The 13,049-nt window shown below is 68.6% G+C and carries 14 protein-coding genes; 8 read left to right on the top strand and 6 right to left on the bottom strand.

Going from position 1 to position 13,049, the window contains the following annotated elements; genetic code table 11:
* The first annotated feature begins 63 nt into the window (after window positions 1-63).
* Entirely contained in the window at window positions 64-855 is a 792-nt protein-coding gene (locus AB5J62_RS09230) for a class I SAM-dependent methyltransferase (protein ID WP_370947722.1), read from the top strand.
* Between the two features lie 96 nt (window positions 856-951).
* On the top strand, window positions 952-1,734 hold the full coding sequence (locus AB5J62_RS09225) for a hypothetical protein (RefSeq protein WP_370947721.1): 783 nt from the start codon (window positions 952-954) through the stop codon (window positions 1,732-1,734).
* A 92-nt stretch (window positions 1,735-1,826) separates the two neighbouring features.
* Here the strand turns inward: AB5J62_RS09225 and AB5J62_RS09220 are convergent, their stop codons facing one another.
* Both AB5J62_RS09220 and AB5J62_RS09215 read right to left on the bottom strand, forming a co-directional pair.
* A complete protein-coding gene (locus AB5J62_RS09220; RefSeq protein ID WP_370947720.1) occupies window positions 1,827-2,636 on the bottom strand; it encodes an Fpg/Nei family DNA glycosylase in 810 nt (269 codons plus the stop codon).
* A complete protein-coding gene (locus AB5J62_RS09215) occupies window positions 2,636-3,106 on the bottom strand; it encodes a ribose-5-phosphate isomerase (RefSeq protein WP_370947719.1) in 471 nt (156 codons plus the stop codon). The genes AB5J62_RS09220 and AB5J62_RS09215 overlap by 1 nt, the downstream gene beginning before the upstream one ends.
* Window positions 3,107-3,152: 46 nt before the next feature.
* Between AB5J62_RS09215 and AB5J62_RS09210 the strand changes: the two genes are divergently transcribed.
* Together AB5J62_RS09210 and AB5J62_RS09205 are read left to right on the top strand one after the other, a co-directional pair.
* Window positions 3,153-3,392, top strand: coding sequence for a hypothetical protein (locus AB5J62_RS09210; protein ID WP_370947717.1), 240 nt, complete (start codon window positions 3,153-3,155; stop codon window positions 3,390-3,392).
* Between the two features lie 68 nt (window positions 3,393-3,460).
* Window positions 3,461-4,288 carry an MBL fold metallo-hydrolase gene (locus AB5J62_RS09205; protein ID WP_370947716.1) on the top strand — a complete coding sequence of 276 codons (828 nt, stop codon included), beginning with the start codon at window positions 3,461-3,463 and terminating at the stop codon, window positions 4,286-4,288.
* Here AB5J62_RS09205 and AB5J62_RS09200 read toward each other — a convergent pair.
* Window positions 4,251-4,862, bottom strand: coding sequence for a DsbA family protein (locus AB5J62_RS09200; RefSeq protein WP_370947715.1), 612 nt, complete (start codon window positions 4,860-4,862; stop codon window positions 4,251-4,253). The genes AB5J62_RS09205 and AB5J62_RS09200 overlap by 38 nt on opposite strands.
* Window positions 4,863-5,021: 159 nt before the next feature.
* Here AB5J62_RS09200 and pepN point away from each other — a divergent pair, with 159 nt between their 5' ends.
* Window positions 5,022-7,592 (top strand): aminopeptidase N, encoded by a 2,571-nt coding sequence (gene pepN / locus AB5J62_RS09195; RefSeq protein ID WP_370947714.1) that lies wholly within the window; start codon window positions 5,022-5,024, stop codon window positions 7,590-7,592.
* 124 nt (window positions 7,593-7,716) lie between these two features.
* On the opposite strand, the gene AB5J62_RS09190 is transcribed toward pepN, so the two are convergent.
* The 3 genes from AB5J62_RS09190 to AB5J62_RS09180 form a co-directional block, all read right to left on the bottom strand.
* Window positions 7,717-8,199 carry a DUF5130 family protein gene (locus AB5J62_RS09190; protein ID WP_370947713.1) on the bottom strand — a complete coding sequence of 161 codons (483 nt, stop codon included), beginning with the start codon at window positions 8,197-8,199 and terminating at the stop codon, window positions 7,717-7,719.
* Window positions 8,186-8,425, bottom strand: a complete 240-nt coding sequence (locus tag AB5J62_RS09185) for a hypothetical protein (protein ID WP_370947712.1) — start codon at window positions 8,423-8,425, stop codon at window positions 8,186-8,188. Before AB5J62_RS09185 ends, AB5J62_RS09190 begins: the two co-directional genes overlap by 14 nt.
* Window positions 8,426-9,079: 654 nt before the next feature.
* Complete coding sequence (locus tag AB5J62_RS09180) at window positions 9,080-9,580, bottom strand: HNH endonuclease (protein WP_091291826.1); 501 nt, start codon at window positions 9,578-9,580, stop codon at window positions 9,080-9,082.
* Window positions 9,581-9,968: 388 nt separating this feature from the next.
* Between AB5J62_RS09180 and AB5J62_RS09175 the strand changes: the two genes are divergently transcribed.
* The 3 genes from AB5J62_RS09175 to AB5J62_RS09165 are packed head-to-tail and all read left to right on the top strand — an operon-like array spanning window position 9,969 to window position 12,993.
* Window positions 9,969-11,033 (top strand): mechanosensitive ion channel family protein, encoded by a 1,065-nt coding sequence (locus AB5J62_RS09175; RefSeq protein ID WP_370947710.1) that lies wholly within the window; start codon window positions 9,969-9,971, stop codon window positions 11,031-11,033.
* Complete coding sequence (locus tag AB5J62_RS09170) at window positions 11,030-11,419, top strand: globin (RefSeq protein ID WP_370947709.1); 390 nt, start codon at window positions 11,030-11,032, stop codon at window positions 11,417-11,419. The genes AB5J62_RS09175 and AB5J62_RS09170 overlap by 4 nt, the downstream gene beginning before the upstream one ends.
* Entirely contained in the window at window positions 11,419-12,993 is a 1,575-nt protein-coding gene (locus tag AB5J62_RS09165; protein WP_370947708.1) for a glycoside hydrolase family 13 protein, read from the top strand. The genes AB5J62_RS09170 and AB5J62_RS09165 overlap by 1 nt, the downstream gene beginning before the upstream one ends.
* Window positions 12,994-13,049: the final 56 nt, after the last annotated feature.

Raw genomic sequence — 13,049 nt, 5'->3', positions numbered from 1 at the left:
GCCAGTGATCGCCATCGGCTGAATGGGTTGCCGGGCACTCCGAGGATCGGCAGGCTCGGCGGCATGGGGAATGTGACGGTCTTCGAGGGTGCCACGGTCGACAACTACGCGAAGCACCGGCGGGGTTACCGGCCGGACGTGATCGAGTATCTGGCGGCCTCCTTCGGGATCGGCGCCGGATCGCGAGTGCTCGACCTCGGCTGCGGCACCGGGCAGCTGGCCTATCCGTTCGCGGCGGTGGCGGGCGCGGTGATCGGGATGGACCCGTCCGTCGACATGCTCGCGCGGGCGCGCGCCGGAAGCACGGCGTCGAACATCACCTGGCTGCTCGGCGCCGACACGGACGTGCCGACGCTGGAAACCCTGCTGGGAAAGGAAAGTCTCGACCTGACCGTGATCGGCTCCGCGCTGCACTGGATGGAGCCGGCGCCACTGTTCGCAGCGCTGGCGCGCTTGCTGCGGCCCGGCGGCGGCATCGCGGTGACCGCGAACGGAATTCCGATGTGGACACATGACACGCCGTGGTCGCGGGCGCTGGTCGAGGTTTCGACCAAATACCTGGGAAAGCTCGACATGACCGGCTGCGGCACCGGCGACACGCAACGCGCCGGCTACGCCGAGGCGTTGCGTGCGGCCGGTTTCACCGACGTCGAGGAAGAGCGGTTCGACTACACGGAGGAGCACACGGCCGACGCCGTGATCGGGTCCCTGTATTCGGCGGCGAACCTGGACGCGCTGACCGGCGAGCAGCGGGCGGATTTCGACGCCGACCTGCGGGCGGCGCTGGGTGACGGCCCGTTCGCCGAGTACGTGCCGGTGAAGGTGCTGACCGGGCGGCGCGGCGCGATCGGGTAGTCCCCGGTGTGCCTTGGGCCTCATCGGGAACCTCCGGCGTACCGTCCGCGTTGTCCGATTCAAAGGCTCCGCTTCGAAGAAACCCGGGAGTGACCCATGGGTACCGCGATCTTCCTGATCGTGCTCCTCGTCCTTGTCGTCGGCGGGGGCATGTACCTCGCGAAGTCGCGCGCGGCCGCCCGCCAGCGCGAGCTCGACGACGCCAAGGCCGACGCGCGCCGCCTGGTGGAGCGGCTCGGCGGCCAGGTGCTGAACCTCAGCGGCAACGACACGGCCTCCCAGCAGGCGATGGCGGACGCCGCGGAGCGCTACAACGCCGCGGGCTCCCAGATGGAGCAGGCCAAGACCATCGAGCAGGCCCGGCTGGTCAAGGACACCGCGGTCGAGGGGCTGTACTACGTGCGCGCCGCCAGGGTCGCGATGGGCATGGACCCCGGACCCGCGCTGCCCGACGACGCCGAGCGCGAGCGCGCCGGCAAGGTCACCGAGCACCGCAGCGTCGACGTCGAGGGCCAGCACTACGAGGCCTCGCCCGAGGCAGGCCACAACACGCCTTATTACTACCCCGGTGGCCGTGTCGCGGGTCGCCCGGTCCCGCAGGGCTGGTACAGCGAGCCGTGGTGGAAGCCCGCGCTCGTGGCGGGCGCCTGGGGCCTGGGCTCGATGTTCCTGTTCAGCGCGATGTTCTCCGGCATGGGCGGCATCGCGAGCGCCTCGGCATGGGAGTCCGGCTACGACGCGGGCCAGCAGGACGCGATGGACGCGGGCGGCGACGCCGGCGGTGACATGGGCGGCGACGGTGGCGGCTGGGATGGCGGCGGCTTCGACGGCGGAGGTTTCGACGGCGGCGGCGACTTCGGCGGCGGCTTCGACTTCTGAGAAAGCGGGATAAAGCGGGCTTTACTCCGTGAGCGCGAAGCGCGACTCGGAGTAAAGCCCGCTTTATCCCGCCCCTGACCCAGCCCTAAGCGTCACGCTGGCTGACAAGTAGGGCACCAGTAAAGATTCCGCCCCACCAGCTCGGAATGCGCGATGGCCGTCCCGCACACGTAACAAGGCATCCCGGCACGCCGGTAGACGTAGACCTCACCGCCATGCCGGTCGTCCCGCGCGGCGCGCCCCATGGCCTCGGGCAGATGCTCTGGCGCGACGGTGTCGATGCTCCCGGTCCGCACCCCGTGCCGCATCAGCACCACCAGATCCGCCCAGATATCCTTCCACAGCGCGGAATCCAGCGCCCGCCCAGGCAGCATCGGCGTGATCCCATGCCGGAACAGCACCTCGGCCCGGTAGACGTTCCCGACCCCGGCAAGCACCGACTGATCCATCAGCAGCGCCGCGAGCGACGTCTTCGACCGCGAGATCCGCGCGAAAGCCTTGTCCGGCTCGGCATCACGACGCAACGGATCCGGCCCGAGCCTGGCCATGATGGCCTCGACCTCACCAGCCGTGAGCAACTCGCACCGCGTCGGCCCGCGCAGCTCGGCCCAGTGATTACGGCCGACCATGCGCATCCGCACCTGACCGACCGGTTCCGTCACCGGTGGCTTCAGCTCGCTGAACGTGCCGTACAGCCCCAGATGGACGTGCACCGTCCCGTGTGGACCGTAGTCGTGGAACAGGTGCTTGCCGTACGCCTCGGCACGGACCAGCACCTGACCGTCCACAAGGGACGCTTCAGTCGCGAACCGGCCCTGCGGACTGCTGACGGCCACCGGCGCGCCCGCGAACCGGCGCTGATGCGCCTTCGCGAGCCGGTGGAGCGTGTGCCCTTCGGGCATCAGGCAGGCAGTGCCGGCGGGGTGCCGGTGCGCTCGTAGTCGAGCATCTGCTGGACCCGGCGGCCGTGGCGCTCGTCCGGCGACGGCGGCGTCCCGAGGAAGGCCTCGACGATCGCGGTCGCCTCCTCGACGGTGTGCATCCGCGCGCCGACGCCGATCAGCTGGGCGTGGTTGTGCTCGCGGGTCAGCTTGGCCGTCTCGACGCTCCAGGCCAGCCCGGCGCGGGCGCCGCGGACCTTGTTGGCCGCGATCTGCTCGCCGTTGCCCGAGCCGCCGACGACGATGCCGAGGCTGCCCTCGTCGATGACCACGCGGCGCGCGGTCTCGATGCAGAACGCAGGGTAGTCGTCGGCCGCGTCATAGACGTGCGGACCGATGTCGGTCACTTCGTGGCCCTGCTCGCGCAGGTGCGCCACCAGGTGGTTCTTCAGTTCGAAACCGGCATGGTCGGATCCCAGATAGACACGCACAGTGCGGAAGTCTGCCATCCGGCCATTCACCGGGCATGCTGTGGGGGTGGGCTACTGGGGGCAAGACGGCTTCGACGTGAGGCTCGAATGGGGCCGCGAAGGCGTCGAGACGCTCGGCGCCGCGTGCGCGGTGCTGGTGATCGTCGACGTGCTTTCGTTCAGCACCACGGTCGATCTCATCGTCAGCCGCGGCGGACGCGCGCTGGGGCGTGTCCCAAGGCCCGCTCAGGCCATGCGTCGAAGATCACCTCGGCGCGGGAGCGATCGTCGCGGCGCTAAGCCGTGACAAGTCCCCAGAAGCCACAACGTCAACTCGACGGTCCCGATACTCAGAAACGACATCCTGGAGAAGCTTTGACCTGGCTGGAACTGGCCGAAGGCGTCTACGCCCGCCGCTACGAGGAACTCGACCTGACCGTCGGGCTCGTCGTCGGCACCGAGAAGTGCCTCGTGATCGACACCAGGGGCGACGTCGACCAGGGCGCCGAACTCGCCGCCGCTGTCCGTGAGATCACGCCACTGCCGTGGATCGTCGCGTACACGCACGCGCACTTCGACCACGCCTTCGGCACGACCCCGTTCCTGCCGTGCGACGTCTGGGCGGCCAAGGGCTGTCTCGCCGAACTCGAAACATTCGGCGACGGCGCCAGGCGCAAGTGGGCCAAGTCGTACCGGGACGAAGGCAAACCGGAGATCGCGGACGCACTCGACCGGACCCGGATCGAATGGCCGGACCGGGTCGTCGAAACCGAGGTCACGCTTGATCTCGGCGGGCGGTCGGCGGTGCTGATCAACCTCGGGCACGCGCACACGGACCACGATCTGATCGTCCACGTGCCGGACGCGGGCGTCGTCTTCGCGGGCGACACCGTGGAGAACGGGCCGGCCGGATTCACCGCCGACTCGTTCGGTGTCGACAACGACTTGACGAACTGGCCTGCCGCGCTTGACCGGATTCTGGCGTTATGCCCGAAAATAGTGGTGCCGGGCCATGGCGAACCTGTCGGCCCGGTCTTCGTTGCCGAGCACCGTGACGGTATGGCTTCGCTGTCCGTGCTCGACGCCGCGGTGACCGCGGGCGAGCTCACCGTAGTCAGTGCGCTCGCCCGCTCCCCCTATCCCGAAGACGTCACCAGGGCAGCACTCAGTCGAAATTCAGCTCGCCCGTCCGAGTCCGCTTGAGCTCGAAGAAGTCCGGGTAGCCCGCGAGCAGGCGAGCGCCGTCGAAGACCTTGACGGCGTCCTCGCCGCGCGGGATCGAGGTGAGCACCGGGCCGAAGAAGGCGACGCCGTCGATGTGGATGGTCGGCGTGCCGACGTCCATGCCGACCGGGTCCATGCCCTCGTGGTGGCTCTTCTTGAGCGCCTCGTCGTACTCGGTCGAGTGCGCGGCCTCGGCGAGTTCCGCCGGCGCGCCGATGGCGGCCAGCGCTTCCTTGATGATGACGTCGAAGTCCTCGACGCCGTTGTTGTGGCGGCGCGTGCCGAATTCGGTGTAGTAGTCGCGCAGCGCCTCCTCACCCTTGGCCTGCGCGAGCGCGGTGGCGACGCGGACCGGGCCCCAGCCCTTCTCCATGAGCTCGCGGTACTGCTCCGGGAGCTCGTCGCGGCCGCTGTTCAGCACGGACAGGCTCATGACCCGGAATCGGAGGTCGAGGTCACGGTGCTTTTCGACCTCGAGGATCCACCGCGACGAGATCCACGCGAACGGGCAGATCGGGTCGAAATAGAAGTCGACCTTCACCTTCTCGGACATTCGTTGACTCCCTGGTAACGACTGGCTGTCGGGACTGTCCCCACACTCAAAGCCAACTCCGGGCAGACGACGCTTGTTCCCGGTCGTCAGTGCCCGTGTCCGCATGATTGGATGCCAGTAGCCACTACCGAAAACCGATACCAACAACCAGAGGTGCCCGTGCCCGCCCCGAACCTGACCCGCGACCAAGCCAAGCAGCGCGCCGAGCTGCTGGAGGTCGAGTCCTACGACATCGAACTCGATCTGACCGACGGTCGCGGCGGTCCCGGCGAGAAGACCTTCTTGTCGACGACCACCGTCCGGTTCACCAGCAACCGTGCGGGTGAACGCAGCTGGATCGACATCGTCGCCGAGAGCGTCCGCTCCGCGACCCTCAACGGCGTCGAGCTCGACGTGTCCGCCTACATCGAGGACAAGGGCGTCGAGCTGCCCGAGCTGGCCGAGTCCAACGAACTCGTGGTCGTCGCGGACTGCCGCTACATGAACACCGGCGAGGGCCTGCACCGCTTCGTCGACCCGGTCGACGAGAGCGTCTACCTGTACACGCAGTTCGAAACCGCCGACGCCAAGCGGATGTTCGCCTGCTTCGACCAGCCGGACCTGAAGTCCGTGTACCGGCTGACCGTCATCGCGCCGCAGGACTGGAAGATCATCTCGAACGCGCTCGCCGAGTCCGTGGAGGAGACTCCGGAAGGCGCCGCCCGCACCGTGTTCGGTGTGTCGCCGAGGCTTTCGACCTATCTGGTCGCGCTGATCGCCGGGCCGTACGCCGAGTGGCGTGACGAATACACCGACGAGCACGCCACCATCCCGCTGGGCATCTACTGCCGCGCCTCGCTCGCCGAGCACATGGACGCCGAGCGGCTGTTCACCGAAACCAAGCAGGGTTTCGGTTTCTACCACCAGAACTTCGCGACGCCGTACCCGTTCGGCAAGTACGACCAGCTGTTCGTGCCGGAGTTCAACGCGGGCGCCATGGAGAACGCGGGCGCCGTGACGTTCCTGGAGGATTACGTCTTCCGGAGCCGGGTCACCCGCTACGCCTACGAGCGCCGCGCCGAGACGCTGCTGCACGAGATGGCGCACATGTGGTTCGGCGACCTGGTCACCATGCGCTGGTGGGACGACCTGTGGCTGAACGAGTCGTTCGCGACCTTCGCGAGCGTGCTCGCGCAGGCCGAGGCGACCGAGTACAAGAACGCGTGGACGAGCTTCGCGAACATCGAGAAGTCGTGGGCGTACCGGCAGGACCAGCTGCCCTCGACGCACCCGATCGCGGCCGACATCGTCGACCTCCACGCGGTCGAGGTGAACTTCGACGGCATCACCTACGCCAAGGGCGCGAGCGTTCTCAAGCAGCTCGTCGCTTACGTCGGCCTTGAGCACTTCCTCGAGGGCCTGAAGGTCTACTTCACCAAGCACGCGTGGAGCAACGCGACGCTGGCGGACCTGCTGTCCGCGCTGGAGGAAGCGTCCGGGCGCGACCTGTCGTGGTGGAGCGCGCAGTGGCTGGAGACCACCGGCCTCAACTCGCTCAGCCCGCGGTACGAAGTGGACACCGACGGCACGTACCGCTCGTTCGCGGTCGTGCAGACCGGCGCCAAGCCGGGCGCAGGCGAGCTGCGCACGCACCGCGTCGCGGTCGGCGTCTACGACGAGGACGGCGAAGGCAAGATCGTGCGCGTCCGCCGGATCGAGCTCGACGTCGACGGCGAGCGCACCGAGGTGCCGGAGCTGGTCGGCACCGCCGCCGGCAAGCTCGTGCTGGTCAACGACGACGACCTGACGTACTGCACCATGCGGCTCGACCCGACCTCGCTGACCACGCTGATCGACCGCCTCGCCGACATCACCGAGCCGCTCCCCCGCACCCTGTGCTGGTCCGCGGCCTGGGAGATGACGCGCGAGGCCGAGCTGAAGGCCCGCGACTTCGTCACGCTCATCGCGCGCGGCATCCACGCCGAGAGCGAGGTCGGTGTCGTGCAGCGGCTGCTGCTGCAGGCGCAGACCGCGCTGAACTCCTACGCCGACCAGGACTGGGCCCGTGAGAAGGGCTGGCCGTCGTTCACCGGACGCCTGCTGGAGCTGGCGCAGACGGCCGAAGCAGGCTCGGACCACCAGCTGGCGTTCGTCAACTCGCTGGCCGGCTCCGTGCTCGACGAGAAGACGCTGGCCGTGCTGCAGGGCTGGTTCGATGGCTCCGCCCCGCTGGACGGCCTGACCGTCGACACCGACCTGCGCTGGCGTCTGCTGCAGTCCCTCGTCGCGCACGGCAAGGCGGGCGAAGACGAGATCGACGCCGAACTCGCGACGGACAACACCGCCGCGGGCCGCCGCCACGCGGAGCGCTCCCGCGCGCTGCGCCCGACCGAGGACGCCAAGGCCGACGCGTGGCAGCGCGCGGTCTACGACGACGCACTGCCCAACGCGGTGAGCGACTCGCTGATCTCCGGCTTCTCGCACCCCGGCCAGAAGGCGCTGCTCGGCTCGTACGTCGCCAAGTACTTCGAGGTGATCGACGAGGTGTGGGCCCGCCGCTCCAGCGAGCGCGCCCAGCCGACCGTGGTCGGCCTGTTCCCGTCGTGGGCCGTCGAGGCGTCGACCGTGGAAGCGGCCGACGCGTGGCTGACGGGTGAGCAGCCCGCCGCGCTGCGCCGCCTGGTGTCCGAGGGCCGCGCGGGCATCGTGCGGGCGCTGGCCGCCCGGGACTTCGACTCCCACCAGGCCTAGCGTTCCAAGCCCGAAAGCCACTTTCGTCAGATCGCATCTGCCGAAAGTGGCTTTCGGGCTTTCGCGACCACAACGTCGAAGGCCCCCTGCCAAGGATCGGCAGGGGGCCTTCGACGGAAGAGCGTCAGTGCTTGGGCGCGGGCCCGGCCTGGTCGGCGAGCATGCGCAGCGCGTTGACGAGACCGCCCACCAGGTCGCCTTCCTTGAAGGACGCGACCATGCTCGCGGCGGCCAGCTTGGCGCCGCGGTCGGGCAGGCGCTGGAAGGCGACACCGCCGGTGACGATCTCGATCAGGCGCTCGCCGGGCGAGACGGCGACGAGCACCGCGTTGCCGGGGTTGTCGACCGAGTCGTGCAGCTTCTCGGCGGCCTCACGGCTGTCCGAGCCGAGCTCGCCGAGGTAGATGCTGAAGTCGAGGCCGGTCTCGCGGCTGGCGAAGGTCAGCGCCTCGTCGAGCCGCGCAAGCTGCTGCGGCGTGAAGGGGCCGGATGGAGTAGCCGGTTCGTACATCTTGGCTACGGAACGCCGTCCGGTGGCCGTAATGGCGACGCCATAACCGGGTTCTTCAGTGTCCGGTGACTGGGACACGAGCTCACCAGTTGCCACGTGCGCCTCCCTTGACGGTCGGGATGTTCTCGGCGGGTGCGGCGGGCGCGTGGTGGCCGACGCCTTCGGGGTTGGCGGTCCACCACAGCGGCGCGTAGTCCCACGGCTGCCCCGGCCGGTACCTGGGCGTGCCACCGTTCTTGGAGCGCAGCGTGAAGGCGCCGAACAGGAAATAGATGGCCGCCGGGATCGCCACGAAGACCACGATCGTCTCGACAAGGTTCACGCGGGCAGCGTATCGGATACCCGATCGGACCACCCGATCACGCCGCACTAGTGAGAACGAGTTCGTCAACCGCTCGACGCGTCAGACCGGCCGTCCGCCGCTTGCGCGCCCCCGACTCCCACTTTGGGGCGAACATGTGCGCGCGAAAGGTTGCAACTCAACGTACAGGCGGCTGCACCCGTCGCTGTTGTCTTGTCGGCGCGGTGAAATCCTCGTAGCTTTTTCACCTGTACGGGCCTTGCGCCCCGCTCCCCATGCTCAATTTGGTAACGCACCGGTCTCAGGAGGACGCATCATGCACAAGGTCCAGCCCCCCACCCAGGCGACTTTCGACGACGTTCAGTCACTGCTTGAAGGTATTTTCGAGCCCGGAACACGCGTTACGGCCGGCACGAGGGTGACGCGCGGTACACGGGTCACCCGCGGTACCCGGGTCACGAACGGGACACGGGTCACCCGCGGCACGAGAGTGACCCGGGGTACCCGCGTCACGGCAGGCACGCGGGTCACCCGCGGTACCCGCGTCACGCGGGGCACCCGCGTGACCATGGGGACGCGCGTCACCGCTTCCTGATCTTCGCGAGAGCAGCAGACCGGCTCGCCCCGGCCGCCTGAACAAGGCGACCGGGGCGCCGATATATCCGGGGGCCTTCGTCAGGCCGCCGGTGCACCGAGATACGGCCGCCACAGCGGGTCCGCCTCGGTGGAATGTGCGAGCAGCCGCCAATGCGGCCCGTGCGGAGCACGCGGCACGACCCGCAACCGCCAGCCCAGCTCGGCCAGCGTGTGATCCGCCTTCTTGTGATTGCATCTCGCGCAGCACGCGACGCAGTTCTGCCAGGTGTGGGGACCACCCCGGCTGCGTGGCTGCACGTGATCGATCGTTTCCGCCCTTCCGCCGCAGTAAGCGCAGCGGTAGCGGTCCCGGTGCATGAGCCCCGCCCTGGTCAGCGGCACCTTCGCCCGGTAGGGAACCCGCACGTAGGTACTGAGCCTGATGACCGAAGGCACGGGGAGCGACACCGTCGCCGCGTGCAGGAGCGAACCGGCCGGGTCACCGTGAACGACCTCGGCCTTGCCACACAGAACCAGCACCACGGCCCGCCGCAGCGGCAGCGCGGTCAGTGGTTCGAACGTGGCATTCAGTAGGAGCACCCTCCGCCGCCCCCACAAGGGAGCGCCGTTGGGCATGGTTTCCCGCCCACGACGTTGTCCGGGCGGTCTGTTTGCACCCCCTGGTCGCGAGCCGGGCACACTGGCGTGTGCGCTCAGGACGACCTCCGGCGCTGGTCCGGCCATGGCTTGGCTCGGGGCGCCGAGGGGGATGGGTTGTCGGTCTGGCACTCGACCACCTCCACCGGTACCGCCCTAGTCGACCACAGATCACACCCAAAGCGCACGTGTGTTAAAGGACGTGTCACCGCGCCGTACCTTGATCGACGCCTGACGGACTCCGCCGAACGCGAATCGGACGCGAGGCCGCTATCGTGGCGGCTGCGCGCTCATGCCGCGAAAACAACCACAGGAAAAGGATTTGCTCTTCGTGACGCTCCTGCTCGCAGAAGCCCCGCCGTGCATCAAGGACCAGAGCACCTGGTGCGCACAGGTCTTCAACATCACGCACAACGAATGGCTCGCCGGCTCCGCTGACTGGCTGTTGACGAAGCCGTTGCGGATCGTGTTCATCCTGCTCATCGCGTTCGTCGCGCTGAAGATCGTGCGCAGGCTGATCAACCGGCTCACCACGATCCCGAAGAGCAACGGCGGCAAGCTACCCACGTTGCTGCGGCCGCTGCGGGAGCGCGCGCCGGACGTGCTGGGGCCGGCTGTCATAGAGCGCAGGCGGCAGCGCGCGCAGACCATCGGCTCGGTGCTGAAGTCGTTGTCCACCTTCATCATCTACGGGCTCGCGTTCATCCTGATCGTGGGCGAGCTCGGGGTGAACCTCGGCCCGATCATCGCTTCGGCGGGTGTCGTCGGTGTCGCGATCGGTTTCGGCGCGCAGAACCTGGTGCGTGACTTCCTGTCCGGGATCTTCATGATGCTGGAGGACCAGTACGGCGTCGGCGACGTCGTGGACCTCGGCAGCGCGACGGGCACCGTCGAGGCGGTCGGCCTGCGCATCACGACGTTGCGTGACGTCAAGGGCACCGTCTGGTACATGCGCAACGGCGAGGTGCTGCGCGTCGGCAACTCGAGCCAGGGCTTCGCGGTCGCCGTCGTCGACCTGCCGCTGGCTTACAACGTCGACCTGGAGCGCGCCACCACCGTGCTGACCGAGGCCGCCGCCGCGGCGGCCGAGACCGAGACGGTCGCGGCCGACCTGCTGGAGCAGCCGGAGATCCTCGGTGTGGAAAGTGTCACACCGGAGGCGATCACCCTGCGCGTGACCGCCAAGGTCCGCCCCGGCCAGCAGTGGGCGGTGCAGCGCGCGCTGCGTGCCCGCATCATGGGTGCGCTGGAGGAAGCCGGTTTCGAGCCGCCGATGGGCCGGTTCCCGAAGCCGCCCGCGGTGATCGAGGCGCCCGTCGTGACGGCGAGCCCGTCGAACACCACCGGGCAGTCTGACGGACAGCCCCGTGCCGAACAGGGGACAATGAGCCAGTGACCTCTCCCGGTGAAGTGAGCCTGTACGAAGCGATCGGCGGCGAGCCGACGTTCCGCGCGATCGTCGCGCGGTTCTACCAGGAGGTCGCGGCCGACGAGGTGCTGCGGCCGCTGTACCCCGAGGAGGACCTCGGCCCGGCCGAGGAGCGCTTCCGGCTGTTCCTCATGCAGTACTGGGGTGGCCCGCACACCTACTCCGACCAGCGCGGGCACCCGCGGCTGCGGATGCGGCACAACCCGTTCAAGATCGGCCCGATCGAGCGCGACGCGTGGCTGCGCTGCATCAGGATCGCGGTCGACGAGGTCGGCGTCGAAGAGCCGTACCGGGCGCAGCTATGGGCTTATCTGGAGATGGCGGCGCACAGCATGATGAACAGGTTCGTCTGATGAGACGCGCGGGCAGGGAACCGCAAGCGGAACAGGCGTGGTGGCGCGAAGCCGTCTTCTACCAAATCTATGTGCGGTCGTTCGCCGACTCCGATGGTGACGGGGTCGGCGACCTGGAAGGCATCCGCGGCAGGCTCGGGTATCTCGAACTGCTCGGCGTGGACGCGATCTGGCTGACGCCGTTCTATTCGTCGCCGATGGCCGACCACGGCTACGACATCGCCGACCCGCGCTCGGTCGACCCGCTCTTCGGCAATCTGGCCGATTTCGACGCGCTGGTCACCGACGCGCACGCGCGCGGCATCAAGGTCACCATCGACCTGGTGCCGAACCACACCAGCAACACGCACACCTGGTTCAAGTCGGCGATGGCCGCCGGACCGGGCAGCCCCGAGCGCGACCGGTACCTCTTCCGCGACGGCAAGGAGGACGGCGGGCCGCCCAACAACTGGGTCAGCTCGTTCGGCGGCCCGGCGTGGACGCGCGTCCCGGACGGGCAGTGGTACCTGCACCTGTTCGCGTCGCAGCAGCCGGATCTCAACTGGGCCAACCCCGAGGTGCGCGCCGATCTGGAGCGCACACTGCGGTTCTGGCTCGACCGCGGCGTCGACGGGTTCCGCATCGACGTCGCGCACGGCATGGCGAAACCGGCCGGGCTGCCGGACATGGACCCGCGTGCGCAGCCGATGGTCGCGACCGGGTTCTACGACCCTCGGTTCGACGACGACAACGTCCACGAGATCCACCAGATGATCCGCAAGGTGATCGACGAATACCCGGGCACCATGGCGGTCGGCGAGATCTGGGTCAGCGACGAGGAACGCCTCGCGAAGTACCTGCGGCCGGACGAGCTGCACCTGGCGTTCAACTTCAAGCTGGTGCTCACGCATTTCGACGCCGACGCGATGCACGCGGCCATCGAGCGCTCGCTGGCGGTGCCACAGGCTGCGGGCGCGCCCGCCACGTGGACCTTGGCCAACCACGACGTCTGGCGTCAGGTGAGCCGTTATGGCGGCGGCGAGCAGGGCGTCCGGAGGGCCAGGGCGATGGCTCTCGTCGAGCTGGCGTTGCCGGGCACGGTTTACCTGTACAACGGCGAGGAACTCGGCCTCGGCAACGTCGACGTGCCCGTCGAGGCGATGGCCGACCCGCGTGCGAAGACGGCCGGTCCCGAGCACAGCAGGGACGGCTCACGCGTGCCGATCCCGTGGGAAGGCGACGTGGTGCCGTTCGGGTTCTCCCGCAACGCGCGCACGTGGCTGCCGATGCCCGCCGACTGGGCGGGGCTGACGATCGAGAAGCAGCTCGAAGACCCGGATTCGACGCTTTCCCTGTACCGCCAAGCCGTCGAGCTCCGGCACGAGCACGCGGCGTTCAGCGGCGACGAGATCGAGTGGTACGGCGCGCCGGCCGGCTGCTTCGCGTTCCGGCGCAGCCCAGGCGGTCTCATCTGCGCGCTCAACACGTCCGCCGCGCCGATTCCGCTGCCGCCGGGCAACGTCCTGCTGTCCAGCTCTCCGCTGATCGACGGCAAGCTCCCGCCCGACTCCTCGGCCTGGCTCGTCAAAGACTGAGAAACGCGATAAAGCCCGCTTTACTCCGGGGAGTAAAGCGGGCTTTATCGCGTCTT

This window comes from Amycolatopsis sp. cg5 (assembly GCF_041346955.1).
Lineage (GTDB): Bacteria > Actinomycetota > Actinomycetes > Mycobacteriales > Pseudonocardiaceae > Amycolatopsis.
The sequence above is the reverse complement of the archived record's forward strand: the minus strand, read 5'-3'. Positions and strand labels throughout refer to the sequence as shown.